The organism is Paraglaciecola mesophila (assembly GCF_009906955.1).
Lineage (GTDB): Bacteria > Pseudomonadota > Gammaproteobacteria > Enterobacterales > Alteromonadaceae > Paraglaciecola > Paraglaciecola mesophila_A.
This window is the reverse complement of sequence record NZ_CP047656.1, coordinates 90,992-107,583: the sequence shown is the minus strand read 5'-3', so window position 1 is coordinate 107,583 and position 16,592 is coordinate 90,992. Positions and strand designations below refer to the sequence as shown.

At 44.4% G+C, this 16,592-nt stretch carries 12 protein-coding genes; 4 read left to right on the top strand and 8 right to left on the bottom strand.

The features are described 5' to 3' along the window. Nucleotides 1-104: 104 nt before the first annotated feature. From FX988_RS00445 to FX988_RS00435, 3 genes are all read left to right on the top strand, one after another. The gene (locus tag FX988_RS00445) at nucleotides 105-887 is read left to right on the top strand and encodes a substrate-binding periplasmic protein (protein WP_160177829.1); all 783 of its coding nucleotides are present in this window, start codon (nucleotides 105-107) and stop codon (nucleotides 885-887) included. Nucleotides 888-1,174: 287 nt separating this feature from the next. Beyond that, the gene (locus FX988_RS00440) at nucleotides 1,175-2,524 is read left to right on the top strand and encodes a PQQ-dependent sugar dehydrogenase (RefSeq protein WP_160177828.1); all 1,350 of its coding nucleotides are present in this window, start codon (nucleotides 1,175-1,177) and stop codon (nucleotides 2,522-2,524) included. A gap of 258 nt (nucleotides 2,525-2,782) precedes the next feature. Continuing rightward, complete coding sequence (locus tag FX988_RS00435; protein WP_160177827.1) at nucleotides 2,783-4,852, top strand: S9 family peptidase; 2,070 nt, start codon at nucleotides 2,783-2,785, stop codon at nucleotides 4,850-4,852. Between the two features lie 64 nt (nucleotides 4,853-4,916). Here the strand turns inward: FX988_RS00435 and sucD are convergent, their stop codons facing one another. The 8 genes from sucD to sdhC all read right to left on the bottom strand — a co-directional run bounded on the left by sucD (nucleotide 4,917) and on the right by sdhC (nucleotide 14,789). Then, nucleotides 4,917-5,789: a succinate--CoA ligase subunit alpha gene (sucD, locus tag FX988_RS00430; protein ID WP_160177826.1), complete on the bottom strand. Its 873-nt coding sequence runs from the start codon at nucleotides 5,787-5,789 to the stop codon at nucleotides 4,917-4,919. Further along, the gene (sucC, locus tag FX988_RS00425) at nucleotides 5,786-6,955 is read right to left on the bottom strand and encodes an ADP-forming succinate--CoA ligase subunit beta (protein ID WP_160177825.1); all 1,170 of its coding nucleotides are present in this window, start codon (nucleotides 6,953-6,955) and stop codon (nucleotides 5,786-5,788) included. The genes sucD and sucC overlap by 4 nt, the downstream gene beginning before the upstream one ends. A gap of 123 nt (nucleotides 6,956-7,078) precedes the next feature. Beyond that, nucleotides 7,079-8,569, bottom strand: coding sequence for a 2-oxoglutarate dehydrogenase complex dihydrolipoyllysine-residue succinyltransferase (gene odhB, locus FX988_RS00420; protein ID WP_160177824.1), 1,491 nt, complete (start codon nucleotides 8,567-8,569; stop codon nucleotides 7,079-7,081). A 9-nt stretch (nucleotides 8,570-8,578) separates the two neighbouring features. Further along, nucleotides 8,579-11,401 (bottom strand): 2-oxoglutarate dehydrogenase E1 component, encoded by a 2,823-nt coding sequence (locus tag FX988_RS00415; RefSeq protein WP_160177823.1) that lies wholly within the window; start codon nucleotides 11,399-11,401, stop codon nucleotides 8,579-8,581. A 177-nt stretch (nucleotides 11,402-11,578) separates the two neighbouring features. Continuing rightward, a complete protein-coding gene (locus FX988_RS00410; RefSeq protein WP_007991508.1) occupies nucleotides 11,579-12,289 on the bottom strand; it encodes a succinate dehydrogenase iron-sulfur subunit in 711 nt (236 codons plus the stop codon). A 14-nt stretch (nucleotides 12,290-12,303) separates the two neighbouring features. After that, complete coding sequence (sdhA, locus tag FX988_RS00405) at nucleotides 12,304-14,073, bottom strand: succinate dehydrogenase flavoprotein subunit (protein ID WP_160177822.1); 1,770 nt, start codon at nucleotides 14,071-14,073, stop codon at nucleotides 12,304-12,306. Further along, entirely contained in the window at nucleotides 14,074-14,421 is a 348-nt protein-coding gene (gene sdhD / locus FX988_RS00400; RefSeq protein WP_007991512.1) for a succinate dehydrogenase, hydrophobic membrane anchor protein, read from the bottom strand. Continuing rightward, complete coding sequence (sdhC, locus tag FX988_RS00395; protein ID WP_013753529.1) at nucleotides 14,415-14,789, bottom strand: succinate dehydrogenase, cytochrome b556 subunit; 375 nt, start codon at nucleotides 14,787-14,789, stop codon at nucleotides 14,415-14,417. Before sdhC ends, sdhD begins: the two co-directional genes overlap by 7 nt. 412 nt (nucleotides 14,790-15,201) lie before the next feature. Between sdhC and gltA the strand changes: the two genes are divergently transcribed. Beyond that, nucleotides 15,202-16,482, top strand: coding sequence for a citrate synthase (gltA, locus tag FX988_RS00390; RefSeq protein ID WP_160177821.1), 1,281 nt, complete (start codon nucleotides 15,202-15,204; stop codon nucleotides 16,480-16,482). The last annotated feature ends 110 nt before the right edge of the window (nucleotides 16,483-16,592 follow it).

The following is a 16,592-nucleotide window of genomic DNA, read 5'->3' as shown; positions in this document are numbered from 1 at the left end:
GTAAAATGCATTACTGCAGATATACTAGATTGATAATAAACGTTTTTAGGCGTTCGCTAATATACTTATGTATTTTGCATCAATAGCCTAACCGAGAGACAAATATGAACACCGCCCGCCCATTGATACGGTTAGTGTTATGGGCAGTAATGTTACCCAGTCTGTTTCTTGTAAAAACACTGGCTAACGATTCGAATAAACACCTTTCCATAGCCGTTGGCTGGAGCAAGCCCCCATACGTAATTGCTTTAAACGACACAGGGTATGAAATTGAACTGGCTCGAAATGTTTTTAAACGTATGGGCTATTCAATCACGCCTGTGTATGTGCCCTATGGGCGGACACTAAGTATGCTTAAAAACACTAAAGTCGATGCTGCGTTAACCTTAAGTGGAAATACCGCTACTCAATCCATTCATTTAACCCATAGTTATATTCAATATCAGAATGTGGCAGTCAGTTTACAATCGTCAAATTTTAAGATTAACCGCCCAAACGATTTAGCCCAACACTCGGTTGCATCCTTTCAAACGGCTACGCAAATTCTGGGCAAAGCATATGCAGATGCGATAAAAAAAGCGCCTTTATACGTAGAATTGCCTGATCAACGCAGGCAAGTGGGCATGCTACTGAATGGCAGCATTTCGGTGCTGGTCATGGACGTAAATATTTTCAACCACCTTCACTCTGCGCTCGAATCAATTGAAGATAGGCAATCGGTTAACATACACAATATATTTCCCCCTACTCATTATCATGTAGGCTTTTTAAATGTTGAACTAAAAGAGCAATTCAATCAGGCATTAAGCGATTTTCAGGCGTCTCAAGCGTACGACACATTAGTCAAAAAATACCATATTTTTCAAGAAGCATTATCCACGCACTAAATTAAAACGCTAGTTTAACCCTTCAATCAATCGGTAAATATTTCTCACGGCACGTAAAATTTTCTTAAGCCCGAACAGCCAATCTGAAACGCTAATATCAATGTCGCTGTGCCCCCTAACAATCTTGTATTTTAACGACAAGGCTTCCTTCTTCGAAACGGCAAATAACTTGCTTAGTAACTTGCTAAAATAAAATCATTACTCGTGATAACCAAAATCGTTAAAAAGCGAACGCCGGCTAAAAAGCTCGTCTTTGTGCTTTTCTACGTTTTACACAAGGAGCTCCCATGATAAAAATTCGTTCAAGACACTGTGCATTTATAGCCCTTTCTACCCTAGGTTTAGGCGCATGCTCAGAACATTCTGAGGTAGACCCCGCAAAAACTTTTGGCGCCGATCCTTTACTTGTTGAGCCAGACGAAGAGTTAATCCCGAATGTGAATATTGCCGATGCGGTGGGTTGGTCTGAAGGTGAAAAACCAACCACACCACTAAGTTCTATGCAGGTGAACCGCTTTGCTACAAATTTGCAGCACCCAAGATGGCTCTACACCTTACCTAATGGCGACGTATTAGTGGCTGAAAGTAATGCACCGAAAAATGAAGGCAGTGACGGGGGCATAAAAAAATGGATTACCGAAAAAGTAAAATCACAAGCAGGTGCAAAGGCGCCAAGCGCTGACCGCATTACATTATTAAGAGACGCAGACAAAGACGGGGTCGCCGAAACTAAAACGACATTTTTATCAGGTCTTCATTCTCCTTTTGGTATGACGCTAGTGAAAAACACCTTATATGTTGCAAACACGGACGCAATAGTCAGCTTTCCTTACCAGCAAGGCCAAACAGAAATTTCGGCTAAGGGCACTGAGTTAGTTAAATTGCCCGGAGGGAAAATCAATCATCATTGGACCAAGAATCTCATTGCCAATCAAGATGGTAGCAAATTGTATGCGTCTATCGGCTCTAATAGTAATATTGCTGAAAACGGCTTTGATGCAGAAGTCGGCCGTGCAGCAATTTGGGAAATCGATATTGTAACGGGTGAACACCGCGTTTTTGCTTCAGGATTACGCAACCCTGTGGGCATGACTTGGGTGAATGATACCCTTTGGACAGCAGTAAATGAACGTGACCAACTAGGCAATGATTTAGTACCAGATTACATGACATCAGTGCAAGAAAATGGCTTTTACGGCTGGCCATATAGCTACTATGGCCAAAATATTGATACTCGCGTGGAGCAGCGCGAACCTGAGTTAGTAAAACAGGCTATTAAACCTGACTATGCTCTAGGTGCGCATACAGCGTCCTTAGGCTTGATGTACACAGAAGGTGCTCATGCATTATCTGACATAAACGAAGGTATGTTTATCGGTCAACACGGTTCTTGGAACCGCGAACCCAAAGCGGGCTATAAAGTCATTTTTGTTCCCTTTGAAAATAACAAGCCTGCGGGTAAACCTATCGATATCTTAACGGGCTTTTTGAACGATGAGGAAGAGGCCAAAGGGCGTCCAGTAGGAGTGGAATTCGACAAGAGTGGTAATTTATTGGTGGCGGATGATGTAGGCAATATAATTTGGCGCGTTTCCCCCAGTGATAGCAATGTTACCCATAATGTGAACCCAAAATAACGAAGTAACTTGTTGCATTTACTCACAAGCGAGTAAGTGCAGCTTTCATGGCTCTGTCCTCACGTAACTAAGTGTAGCACTCTCAAGCTTTCACCAAATATGCATCTCAGTTGCCCCACTTGAATCGCTGACGCGTTCATTTTCAAAGAACTTTGCAGTATTTGTGTATGTTTGACTATATTAAAACCGACAACTCAGGGACAAAGGTTTAGCCAAGTGGTATTGGCCCATATCAAACGCTATCTGCAAGGGAATCAAATGAAAAATTCATTATTTTATGCTGTTACATTGAGCGTGTTTTTCACGTTAATCGGTTGCGCACCCCACAGTTCGCAAACAACCCAACAAGTACCAAATTCACTAAATCAACAAACAACACCGGCCGTGCTCATCTCTAGAGAGGTTTTATTCGGCAACCCAAGTCGTTATCAAGGGCGTATCAGCCCGGATGGCAAAAGCATGAGTTTTAGAGCGCCGGTAGCGGGTGTTATGAACCTTTGGGTTGGTCAGATTGGCGATTTCGCCAGTGCAAAACCCATAACACAGGATACTGGGCGCGGAATTCCCACCCACTTTTGGTCATTAGACAGCCAATATGTTTTTTTCACTCAAGACAAAAATGGCGATGAAAACTGGCATTTACATCGTGTAGATGTCGGTAGTGGTGAAATACAAGACCTAACGCCATATGAAGGGATGCAAGCTGACCAAATGCACCAGAGTGAGGCCCACCCGGGAACGATTATTGTGGGTATGAATGATCGCGACGCAAAATGGCACGACATGTATCAAGTTAACGTAGCCACCGGAGAACGCACCTTACTTGAACAAAACGATGGCTACGCTTACTACGAATTAGATAATAACTTAAAAATACGACTTGCGGTTAAGACTGCTGATGATGGATCGAGCCATGTTTTCACTAAAGCGAATAATGAATGGCACTTGTGGTTTAAAGTGCCCTTTGCAGATTCACAAGCGTTCAATATTCTTGGCTTCGACAAACAGAATCAGGGCATATACATGATCGATACGCGGGAGCGAAACACGGCCGCACTTGTATACTTGCCTATAGGAGAAATGACGCCCACCGTTATCGCTAGTGATGATAAAGTAGATGTTACCAATGTACTTTTACATCCCCGTAGCCATGTGCCCCTAGCCTATGCACTAAACTTCATTCGGCCTGTGTGGCACCCCATCGATGACGCTTTCATTACCCCGATTAAACAGTTGAACAACCAATTGAATGGTGGATCACAAGTTTTAGCGCAAACATTAGATAATTCGCTTTGGACAGTATTTACTGACCAAAGTAATCAATCACCTATTTATAAAGTATTTGATACCACAAGCGGTGAATTAACTGACTTATTTATTACCCGACCAGAAATAAATAACCTCCCTCTTTCCACTATGCACGGGGTGGTGATTCCCTCCCGGGATAATCTAGATTTAGTGAGTTACCTGTCTTTGCCCTTGGCGTCAGATCCGAACCAAGACGGCAAACCCGAGCAGTCTTCCCCACTCGTATTATTAGTTCACGGTGGCCCTTGGGCGAGGGACGAATTTGGCTTTAATTCAATCACTCAGTGGCTAACAAACCGAGGGTATAGCGTACTGCAAGTTAACTTTCGCGCTTCTACAGGCTTTGGTAAAACGTTTTTTAACGCAGGAAACAAAGAGTGGGCAGGCGCGATGCACAATGACTTAATTGATGCAAAAGAATGGGCGGTAGAACAAGGTATTACCAGGGATGATCAAGTCGCCATAATGGGAGGCAGTTACGGTGGCTACGCTACTCTTACCGGGCTCACCTTTACCCCAGAAGCGTTTGCGTGTGGAGTCGATATTGTAGGCCCTTCAAGCTTAGTGACCTTTATGGAATCAATCCCCCCTTACTGGGAGAGTTTTCGTCAGATACTCTACGAGGCACTAGGCAACCCTACTACGGATGAAGGTTTAGCGCTGCTTAAAGCACGCTCGCCTATTACACATGTGGACAAAATCATTAAGCCGTTACTCATAGGGCAAGGTGCTAACGACCCGCGCGTAAAACAAGCTGAATCTGACCAAATCGTTGAAGCAATGAAGAGCCGCGATATTCCGGTGACTTACGTGCTCTACCCCGATGAAGGCCACGGATTTAACAAACCTGAAAATAATCTTTCATTTTTTGCCGTTGCCGAAGCGTTTTTGGGGTCGTGTCTAGGAGGGCGAATAGAGCCCATAGGTGATGATTTCAGGGACTCAAGCATAGAGATAATTCATGGAGCTGAATTTATCCCAGGATTAGATGAGCACATGGCAACACTAGGAAATAACTAAATTATTTAGTTAGCCCATAAAAAAACCCGCTACAAGAGCGGGTTTTTATCAGTACTAAGCGAACTTACCAACCGGTAATTTCACGAAGACCTTGACCAATTTCAGCCAATGAACGAACAGTCTTAACGCCTGCATCTTCAAGTGCTTTAAACTTATCGTCAGCAGTACCTTTACCACCAGAGATAATCGCACCAGCATGACCCATGCGCTTACCAGCAGGTGCAGTTACACCAGCAATGTAAGAAACAACAGGTTTAGTGATGTTAGCTTTGATGAAAGCCGCAGCTTCTTCTTCAGCCGTTCCACCGATTTCACCAATCATTACGATTGCTTCAGTCTTAGGATCGTCTTGGAACATCTGTAGGATGTCGATGAAGTTAGAGCCTGGGATAGGGTCACCACCGATGCCAACACAAGTAGACTGGCCGAAACCTTCGTCAGTCGTTTGCTTAACCGCTTCATAGGTCAAAGTACCCGAACGAGATACGATACCCACTTTACCTGGCTTATGAATGTGACCTGGCATGATACCAATCTTACATTCGCCTGGGGTGATAACACCTGGGCAGTTAGGACCAATCATACGCACGCCTTTACGATTTACGTATTCTTTAACGTAAAGCATATCTAGCGTAGGAATACCTTCAGTGATACAAACGATCAATTCAATACCAGCATCAGCTGCTTCAACGATAGAGTCTTTACAGAAAGGTGCAGGCACATAGATAACTGTCGCAGTAGCGCCAGTTTCTTGCACCGCTTCACGAACTGTATTGAAAACGGGCAAACCAAGATGAGTGGTACCGCCTTTACCAGGCGTAACACCACCAACCATTTGCGTACCGTATTCGATAGCTTGTTCTGAGTGGAAAGTACCTTGTCCACCAGTGAAACCTTGACAGATTACCTTGGTGTTTTTGTCGATTAGTACGCTCATGCAGCACCTCCGGCAGCTTTAACAACTTGTTTTGCAGCATCCGTTAAACTAGAAGCAGCGATGATATCTAAACCTGAGTTAGCCAATACTTCACGGCCAAGCTCTGCGTTGGTACCTTCTAAACGTACAACAACAGGGATAGTTACACCGACTTCTTTAACCGCACCGATAATACCTTCAGCGATCATGTCACAACGTACGATACCACCAAAAATGTTTACCAACACAGCGGCAACATTTGAGTCAGAAAGGATAATTTTGAATGCTTCAGCAACACGCTCTTTAGTTGCACCGCCACCTACGTCTAGGAAGTTAGCGGGTGAGCCACCGTGCAAATTAACGATATCCATAGTACCCATCGCTAGGCCTGCACCGTTAACCATACAACCGATGTTGCCATCAAGTGCTACGTAGTTAAGTTCCCACTTAGCTGCTTGCGCTTCACGTGCATCTTCCTGTGAAGGATCGTGCATTTCTTGAAGCTTAGGCTGACGGTAGGCAGCGTTGCTGTCCATGGCGACTTTAGCATCAAGACAATGAAGGTTACCGTCATCTTTAATAACAAGCGGGTTAACTTCGATAAGTGCAATGTCTTTTTCTTCGAACAATTTCGCCAAACCCATGAAGATTTGCGTGAACTGTTTGATTTGAACGCCTTTAAGGCCAAGCTTGAACGCGATTTCACGTGCTTGGTAAGGTTGAGCACCGACTAGCGGGTCGATCTCAGCCTTAAGAATTTTTTCAGGTGTCTCTTCTGCAACGGTTTCAATTTCAACACCACCTTCGGTAGATGCCATGAAAACAACGCGACGAGAAGCACGATCAACAACTGCACCTAGGTACAATTCTTGAGCAATATCTGTACAGCTTTCAACCAAGATTTTGCTTACTGGTTGCCCAGCTTCATCTGTCTGATAAGTCACTAAGTTTTGACCAAGCCACTTTTGTGCAAATGCCTTGATGTCATCTTTGTTCTTAACAAGCTTAACACCGCCTGCTTTACCGCGACCACCAGCGTGAACCTGACATTTCACAACCCATTCAGTACCGCCAATACGATCTGCTGCTTCAACTGCAGCCTGCGGAGTTTCCGCAGCATATCCTTCAGATACAGGTAAACCGTATTCAGCGAATAATTGTTTACCCTGATATTCATGCAAATTCATGGTTTTCTATCCGTTTTGTTTAAGAAAAAAGCCGCGCTTGGCAGCTTGATTTTGTTAGCCGATATTATAGAAACAACAACGGCAAGAAACGGGTAAATCAATGACCTACCCGCTTAGATCCGATTAAACATCCAGTAGCAGACGCGTTGGATCTTCTAGCATTTCTTTGATCGTAACCAAGAAACCAACCGACTCTTTACCATCGATGATTCTATGATCATAAGAAAGTGCTAAATACATCATAGGCAAAATTTCCACTTTGCCATTAACCGCCATAGGACGATCTTGGATTTTATGCATTCCCAAGATAGCACTCTGTGGTGGGTTGATAATTGGCGTTGAAAGCAATGAACCAAATACACCACCGTTAGTGATGGTAAAGTTACCACCTTGCATGTCCGCCATTGACAATTTACCGTCACGGCCTTTAAGTGCAAGCTCTTTAATGCCGCCTTCAATGCCAGCCATTCCCAAGGTATCGCAATCACGCAATACAGGGGTAACAAGACCACGAGGAGTAGAAACCGCAATCGATACATCGAAGTAGTTGTGGTAGCAAATATCATCACCGTCAAGAGATGCATTCACCTCAGGGAAACGCTTAAGCGCTTCGGTTACGGCTTTGACGTAGAACGACATGAAACCTAGACGAATACCATGACGCTTCTCGAACGACTCTTGGTATTGTTTACGAAGGTCCATGATAGGCTTCATGTTCACTTCGTTGAAAGTGGTTAGCATTGCCGTTGAATTCTTCGCTTCAAGTAAGCGACTTGCAATGGTCTTACGCAAACGTGTCATAGGCACACGTTTTTCGCTTCGTTCACCCGCTAATGAAGGAGCAGCAGGTGCGTCTTTTGCTGGTGCCGCGGCTTTACTTGGCGCAGAAAGAGACTTTTCAACGTCTTCTTTAGTAATGCGACCACCTTTGCCTGTGCCTTTAATGTTGGCTGCATCAATGCCCTTTTCAGCAAGTAAACGACGTACAGAAGGACTAAGCGCATCGTTTTCAGCTTCGCTGCTATCATCATCACTGCTCGCCTGTGCAGGTGCATCTGCTTTGGCAGGTGCTGCACCAGCTGAGAAGTTAGCGATAACTTGCTCACCCATAACCGTTTCGCCTTCTTGAGCAAGAATTTCGCTCAAGGTGCCATCGGCGGGCGCAACCACTTCTAGCACCACTTTATCGGTTTCAATATCAACCAAGTTTTGATCACGCGAAACGGCTTCGCCTGGTTGAACATGCCATGTTGCCACGGTTGCATCTGCCACTGATTCGGGCAGCACAGGTACTTTAATCTCCACTGACTCACCTTTATTACTGGATGTTTTCTCTGTAGCTGGTGCACTTTGCTCTTGCGCTTTTTGTGCACCCGCCCCTTCTTCAAATTTAGCAATCACTTGCTCGCCTAATACGGTCGCACCTTCTTCATCCAGAATGTCGCTTAATACGCCATCTGCTGGAGCAACCACTTCAAGTACCACTTTATCGGTTTCAATATCGACCAAGTTTTGATCGCGAGTCACCTGTTCACCAACTTTCACGTGCCACGTGGCAATGGATGCATCGGCCACAGATTCTGGCAATACCGGTACTTTAATATCTATTGACATACTGGATCCTTATTTAATTGTTAATGCATCATCAACCAAGTCTTTTTGCTGTTGGTTGTGAACAGAGATATATCCTACAGCAGGTGATGCAGATGCACTGCGTCCCGCATAGCTTAGCTTGGCACCATCGGGAATCGCTGACCAGAAGTGGTGCTGGCTACAATACCAAGCCCCTTGATTCTGTGGCTCTTCTTGACACCAAACCCAATCCGTAACATGTTTAAACTTATTAACGATAGGTTCTATTTCAGTGTGTGGGAACGGATACAACTGCTCAATACGAATAATGGCAATATCATCCTGCTCACTCTTACGACGTTGATCGAGCAAGTCATAATACACTTTGCCTGAACACATCACGACACGTTTGACTTTAGCTGCATCGATTTCGTCGATTTCATCAATCACGTTCTTAAAAACACCACTAGAGAGTTCTTCAAGTGAAGACACAGCCAATGGATGACGAAGCAATGATTTAGGTGACATGACAATCAGAGGCTTACGCATAGGGCGAATAGCCTGACGACGAAGCATATTAAATACTTGAGCAGGTGTTGATGGTACACATACTTGCCAGTTGTGATCGGCACACATTTGCAAGAAACGCTCTAAGCGCGCTGAACTGTGTTCAGGACCTTGTCCTTCATAACCGTGTGGTAACAACATAGTAAGACCACATAGGCGACCCCACTTTGCTTCACCTGAGCTAAGGAATTGGTCAATCACTACTTGAGCACCGTTAGCAAAGTCACCAAACTGCGCTTCCCAAATAGTCAACGTACCAGGCTCAGCGGTGGCGTAGCCAAATTCAAATGCCAGTACAGCCGCTTCTGACAATACGGAATCATAGATTTCCATAGTGCCTTGATTTTCGTGTAGATGCGCTAACGGCATATACGCTTCACCACTATTTTGCCCATGCAGAACAGCATGACGATGGAAGAAGGTTCCGCGGCCTGAATCTTGACCGGTCATACGAATGTTAGAGCCAGCGTCAACAATAGATGCATAGGCTAAGTTTTCAGCCATCCCCCAATCAAGCGGCTTCTCGCCTGCCACCATTGCCCGGCGATCTTGATAGAGCTTAGCAACGCGAGATTGTAATTTGTGATCTTCTGGGTAGCTACATAGCTTTTCCCCTAAGTCTTTCAATTTTTCGACGCTGATTTGCCCATCATACGGCGCAGTCCAGTCGTGACCTAGATACGGGGTCCAATCCACTGAATGCTCAGTCATCGGGCGCCACTCTTCTACCACACACGCACCGTGATCAAGGGCTGCACGATAATCTGAGACAAGCTTGTCGATTTCGTGAGACTCAATTGAGCCTTCAGCTAGCAGTTGGTCCGCATATAATTGACGCGGCACAGGATGCTTTTTAATCTTTTTGTACATCAATGGCTGAGTCGCACTTGGCTCATCAGCTTCATTGTGACCGTGACGACGGTAACAAACTAAATCAATCACCACATCGCGTTTAAATTTGTTGCGATAATCAAGCGCCAGTTTTGTGACGAACATAACCGCTTCTGGATCATCTGAGTTCACGTGGAAAATAGGCGCTTGGACCATTTTCGCGATATCAGTACAGTACTGAGTAGAACGAGTATCTTCAGTATTTGACGTAGTGAAACCCACTTGGTTGTTGATTACGATACGTACCGTACCGCCAACTTTAAAGCCACGGGTCTGAGACATGTTAAATGTCTCTTGTACGACACCTTGCCCAGCAATAGCTGAGTCACCATGAATGGTGATAGGCAATACGACCGAACCGTCATCGCAATTTCTGCGATCTAGACGTGCGCGTACTGAGCCGATAACAACAGGGTTCACAATTTCAAGGTGTGAAGGGTTAAAGGCTAAGGCTAAATGCACGTTACCACCTGGGGTAGCGAAATCAGACGAATAACCCGCATGATATTTTACATCGCCAGCGCCTAGCGTATTGTCATGTTTACCTGAAAATTCATCAAATAAAACTGAGGGGTTTTTGCCTAGTACGTTTACCAAAACGTTAATACGTCCTCGGTGAGCCATACCAACAACCACTTCTTTCGTTCCACACTCGCCTGCATGACTAATCAAGCCTTTAAGCATAGGAACAAGAGCATCGCCGCCTTCAAGAGAGAAACGCTTAGCGCCTGGGAATTTAGCCCCTAGGTACTTCTCCATACCATCGGCTGAAATCAGACCTTTAAGTATCGACACCTTTTCATCACGCGGTATTTCGGGCTTTGCCTGTACAGACTCAATTCGGTCTTGCAACCAGCGCTTTTGTTCTGTGTCAGTGATGTGCATGTACTCAGTGCCGATTGAGCCACAGTAAGTACGATTAAGTGATTTGAATAAATCACCTAACTTCATGCTGTCTTGCCCTATGGCGTAAGAACCAACATTAAATACTGTATCGAAATCTTGTTCTGACAACGAGTGATGAGACAATTCTAGATCACGTACTCTGGGTTGTTTCCAAAGTTCGAGAGGATCAAGATTGGCGTGTTGGTGACCGCGGAAACGATAAGCATTAATAAGCTGTAACACTTTTACCTGCTTTTCATCGCTAGCATTAGAAGTACCACTTGATACGTTTCCTGCTCGAGCAACAGGACCTAATGCAGCTAATGCTCGAAATTGGTTTCGAATTTCACTGTGCTTAATTTCAAGCTCAGCGCCTTCCACCTTGGGTAATTTGTCGAAAATAGCACGCCATTCATCAGATACGCTTTTCGCGTCTTCAAGATATGCTTCGTATAGTTCTTCTACATAAGCAGCGTTGCCACCAGCCATGTGAGAAGAATCCCACCATGCTTTCATCACGCTTTGTTGCATTGTTGTCCCTTGAATTTTTTTAAGACTCACAATTATATGTGCTACTGCACACGACTTTTTAAAGGTTTGCGGATGCTTACCTTAAATTACGGTTTGTAAACTAAAAAAATAGCCACCCTGTTCGGGATGGCTATTTAGACATTATCATTCTGTAGCGTTAACTTACAGAATTAAAAACTAAACAGCCCGCTGCAATAACATGGACTTGATATGTCCGATTGCTTTAGTGGGGTTAAGTCCTTTCGGACATACGCTAACGCAGTTCATGATCCCGTGACAACGGAACACACTAAACGCATCATCAAGATCACCTAAACGTTGCTCTGTTGCGGTATCTCGACTATCAGCCAAGAAGCGATATGCATGTAGCAAACCCGCTGGGCCGATAAATTTATCAGGGTTCCACCAGAACGAAGGGCAAGACGTTGAACAACAAGCACATAAAATACACTCGTATAAACCGTCTAGCTTTTCACGCTCTTCAGGCGATTGTAAAAACTCACGCGCAGGAGGCTGATTGTTGTCATTGATCAAGAAAGGCTTAATTTTCTCATATTGCGTGTAGAACTGTGTCATATCAACCACTAAATCACGCACGACAGGTAAGCCTGGTAATGGACGAATAACGATTTTTTTGTTGCCAAGGGCAGACAAAGGCGTAATGCACGCCAAACCATTTTTACCGTTCATATTAACCCCGTCAGAACCACACACACCTTCACGGCACGAGCGGCGGAATGACAAAGTCGGATCTTGTTCTTTCAACGCGATAAGTGCATCAAGCACCATCATGTCTTGGCCTTCTTCAACCTCTAGCTTGTAGTCTTGCATACGAGGAGCATTGTCTACATCTGGATTATAGCGATAAACAGAAAATGTTAATTGCATATCGTCAACTCCTCTTAGTAAGTTCTAGCTTTCGGAGGGAAAGCTTCACGTAGTTTAGGTGTCATGTTTACATCACGTTTCAACATCTTGTCCCCTTCAGGCAAGTAAATAGAGTGACATAACCAATTATCGTCATCGCGGTCAGGGAAATCGAAGCGACTGTGCGCACCACGGCTCTCAGTACGGAAGTTAGCCGCTACGGCTGTGCTATAAGCTGTTTCCATTAGGTTGTCTAACTCAAGACACTCAATACGCGCGGTGTTGAAATCACTGCTCTTGTCGTCCAAACGGGCTGATTTAAGACGTTCACGAATTTCACCCAGCTCTTTAAGACCTTCAGCCATCGCATCACCTTCACGGAATACTGAGAAGTTAAGCTGCATGCATTTTTGTAGGTCTTTCTTGATTTGTACAGGATCTTCGCCTTTACCCGCTTCGGAATTTTCCCAGCGGTTAAAGCGTGACATAGCCGCATCAACGTCATCACTTGACGCTTCACGAGCATCAATGCCATCAATTGCTTCGCCAAGGTGTAAACCTGTTGCACGGCCAAACACCACTAAATCTAGTAATGAGTTACCGCCTAAACGGTTAGCACCATGTACAGATACACAGGCAATTTCACCACAAGCAAATAAGCCTTTAATAGGTTTTTCATTACCTTGTGCATCGATGCTAATCGCTTGACCATCTACATTAGTTGGAATACCACCCATCATATAATGACAAGTAGGAATAACCGGAATCGGTTCTTTTACTGGGTCAACGTGTGCAAAAGTACGAGATAGCTCAAGAATACCAGGCAAACGTGACTCAAGAACGTCCTTGCCTAAATGGTCTAGCTTAAGTTTAATATGCGTACCCCAAGGGCCTTCACAACCACGACCTTCACGAATTTCCGTCATCATAGAACGTGCTACAACGTCACGCCCTGCCAAATCTTTCGCATTTGGCGCATAACGTTCCATAAAGCGTTCACCGTCTTTATTAAGAAGATAACCACCTTCACCACGACAGCCTTCGGTTACCAAAGTACCGGCTCCAGCAATCCCAGTTGGGTGGAACTGCCACATTTCCATGTCTTGCATAGGAACGCCAGCGCGAATAGCCATCCCAACGCCGTCACCAGTATTAATGTGCGCATTCGTGGTAGATGCGAAAATACGCCCCGCTCCACCTGTTGCTAACACAACCGCTTTAGATTTGAAGAAAACGACTTCACCGCTTTCAATATCAATTGCGGTACAACCAACCACGTCACCGTCTTGGTTTTTAACTAAATCAAGTGCATACCATTCGCTAAACACTTTGGTTTTATTTTTTACGTTTTGTTGATACAACAAATGTAATAGCGCGTGACCAGTACGGTCAGCCGCTGCAGCGGTACGAGCGCCTTGCTCACCACCAAAGTTTTGTGATTGGCCACCGAACGGACGTTGGTAGATTTTACCATTTTCAAAACGAGAGAAGGGTAAGCCCATGTTCTCCATTTCAATAATCGCTTCAGGGCCTGTTTTACACATGTACTCAATGGCGTCTTGGTCGCCAATATAGTCTGACCCTTTAACGGTGTCATACATGTGCCATTCCCAGTTATCTTCGTGGGAGTTACCCAGCGCTACCGTAATACCACCTTGAGCAGATACTGTATGTGAGCGCGTTGGGAAAACTTTAGACAATAACGCACAAGATTTACCTGACTCAGAAATTTGCAATGCTGCACGCATGCCAGCGCCGCCGGCACCAATAACGACCGCATCAAACTCGTGAACTGGAATACTCATTTATAGACCCCACAAAACAAACAAACCTACAGCAACGTATACAAACGCCACTAGGTTAATAAAAAATTGTACAACAGCACGAAGGCCTGTTGATTTAACGTAATCAGTTAGCACTTGCCAAAAACCGATTCTAATATGCAACATGACAGATACTAACGCTGCAAACGTGAAAACCTTCATGCCTAATGACGAAAATAAGCCACGCCAAATTTCGTAGGTCACAGTCTCAGTGCTAAGGAAAAACCACGCCATGTATAGACTAAACACAGTCATAATGATCGCAGTGGCACGTACAGTCACGTAATCTTGAACACCATCGCGTTTAAAGCTCGCTTGGTTAGTTAGCATAATAAAACTCCTACAACGACAGTCAGTACGATCCATAAGCCAATAACGATTTTCGCGCTGTTGTTGCCTGACTCAAGTTCTTCCCAGTGGCCCATGTCCATTACAAGGTGACGAAGTCCGCCAAGAATGTGATACGTCAGTGCTGAGATAGTACCGATAGCGATTATTTTACCGATTACGCCTGACATTTGCTCTTGCACGAAGGCGAAGCCATCAGGAGAAGATACAGATTCCGCCCACGCCCAAATCACAAACAGTAACGCAAAAAACATTGCGACGCCGGTAATGCGATGAAGGATAGAAGTTATAGCTGCAGGGGGAAAACTGATTGTGTTTAATTGTAAATTAACTGGTCTCTGCTTTTTCACGTTTTGATGCCTGTTTTACCCGTAGGTTGTCTAGTCATTGTTTGGTAATGTGTTGCACCTTACCAATCGCTTAAAGATACATGTGTCCTACCGCCCGGATTGTTAGCATTTTGTAAACAAATTGTTGATTTAATTATTCATGTTAACAAGCGCTCGACGACAAGCAGGAGTATATCCAGCGACGCCAACAAATACAATTGTTGTTCGTTATTAACGGGTTATAATCAAGCATAAATTTTATGCATAATTATGGTGAATAAACAGGGTAGAATGGATGTGAATAATTATTAAGCAAAAATGGTTTTAAATTGACTTATGGCGTGAACCTGAGTACAAATAGCGCCAATTTTTCCCGATAATCATCATAAAATGCGGTTTATCGCAAACAGAACATTTCTGAGGAGAGCAATACATGGCAGACAATAAAGCCACTTTGAAAGCAGGTGATGTAGAGGTTGAACTACCGATTCTATCTGGTACTGCAGGGCATGATGTAATCGATGTACGTACGTTGGGTGCCAGCGGTTATTTCACTTTCGATCCGGGCTTTATGGCGACAGGTTCTTGTGAGTCGTCGATTACATACATTGACGGAGCAAAAGGTATTTTACTGCACCGCGGATATTCTATCGAAGATTTGGCCCGCGACGCTGATTACATCGAAGTATGCTACATGTTGCTTCATGACAAGACGCCAACTACCGAAGAATATCTTGAGTTTAAAGAGACGATTACTCGCCATACCTTGGTTCACGATCAAGTCAATAACTTCTTCCGTGGCTTCCGTCGCGACGCGCACCCCATGGCAATGCTGTGCGGAACCGTAGGAGCTATGGCATCGTTTTACCATGATGATTTAGATATTTCAGACGCAGATCAACGACTACGTAGTGCATATCGTCTAGTCGCGAAAATGCCGACCTTGGTTGCCATGTGTTACAAGTACAATATTGGTCAACCATTTGTCTATCCACGTAATGACTTGTCTTACGCTGAAAACTTCTTAAACATGATGTTCTCTGTGCCTGCTGAAGATTATAAAATCAGTCCAGTAGTGGCTCGTGCAGTTGATAGAATTTTCACGTTGCACGCGGATCACGAACAAAATGCTTCAACATCTACCGTACGTTTAGCAGGTTCATCTGGTGCTAACCCTTATGCGTGTATCGCGGCAGGTGTTGCTTCTCTTTGGGGACCGGCACACGGTGGTGCTAACGAAGCATGTCTGAATATGCTTCAAGAGATTGGTTCAGTGGACCGTATCCCTGAATTTATTGAGCGCGCGAAAGATAAAAATGACCCCTTCCGTTTGATGGGCTTCGGTCATCGTGTTTACAAGAATTTTGACCCTCGCGCTACCGTGATGCGTGAAAGCTGCCATGAAGTATTAGCCGAATTGAACATTGACGATCCTTTGTTGAATGTGGCAATGGAATTAGAGCGTATCGCTCTTAGTGACCCGTACTTCGCAGAGAAGAAATTATTCCCGAATGTCGATTTTTATTCGGGTATCATTCTTAAAGCTATCGGTATTCCAACGAATATGTTCACCTGTATTTTTGCATTAGCGAGAACAGTAGGATGGGTATCTCATTGGCATGAAATGTTAAGCCAACCAGGACAAAAAATTGGACGTCCTCGTCAGCTTTATACCGGCGAAGCACAACGTAAATACAATAAAATTGACAAGTAAGCTGCAATTTTAACAATAAAAAAATAGCGCCAATAGGCGCTATTTTTTTTATCTCGAAAGCGTGTTGAGTGCGATAACGAACAAGTCGTTACCGCACTTTTTATTTCTTT

What these genes read in the sequence shown, in the direction of transcription:
- FX988_RS00445 (WP_160177829.1), top strand. Translation starts at nt 105, where the DNA reads ATGAACACCGCCCGCCCATTGATACGGTTAGTGTTATGGGCAGTAATG.
- FX988_RS00440 (WP_160177828.1), top strand. Translation starts at nt 1,175, where the DNA reads ATGATAAAAATTCGTTCAAGACACTGTGCATTTATAGCCCTTTCTACC.
- FX988_RS00435 (WP_160177827.1), top strand. Translation starts at nt 2,783, where the DNA reads ATGAAAAATTCATTATTTTATGCTGTTACATTGAGCGTGTTTTTCACG.
- sucD (WP_160177826.1), bottom strand. Translation starts at nt 5,789, where the DNA reads ATGAGCGTACTAATCGACAAAAACACCAAGGTAATCTGTCAAGGTTTC.
- sucC (WP_160177825.1), bottom strand. Translation starts at nt 6,955, where the DNA reads ATGAATTTGCATGAATATCAGGGTAAACAATTATTCGCTGAATACGGT.
- odhB (WP_160177824.1), bottom strand. Translation starts at nt 8,569, where the DNA reads ATGTCAATAGATATTAAAGTACCGGTATTGCCAGAATCTGTGGCCGAT.
- FX988_RS00415 (WP_160177823.1), bottom strand. Translation starts at nt 11,401, where the DNA reads ATGCAACAAAGCGTGATGAAAGCATGGTGGGATTCTTCTCACATGGCT.
- FX988_RS00410 (WP_007991508.1), bottom strand. Translation starts at nt 12,289, where the DNA reads ATGCAATTAACATTTTCTGTTTATCGCTATAATCCAGATGTAGACAAT.
- sdhA (WP_160177822.1), bottom strand. Translation starts at nt 14,073, where the DNA reads ATGAGTATTCCAGTTCACGAGTTTGATGCGGTCGTTATTGGTGCCGGC.
- sdhD (WP_007991512.1), bottom strand. Translation starts at nt 14,421, where the DNA reads ATGCTAACTAACCAAGCGAGCTTTAAACGCGATGGTGTTCAAGATTAC.
- gltA (WP_160177821.1), top strand. Translation starts at nt 15,202, where the DNA reads ATGGCAGACAATAAAGCCACTTTGAAAGCAGGTGATGTAGAGGTTGAA.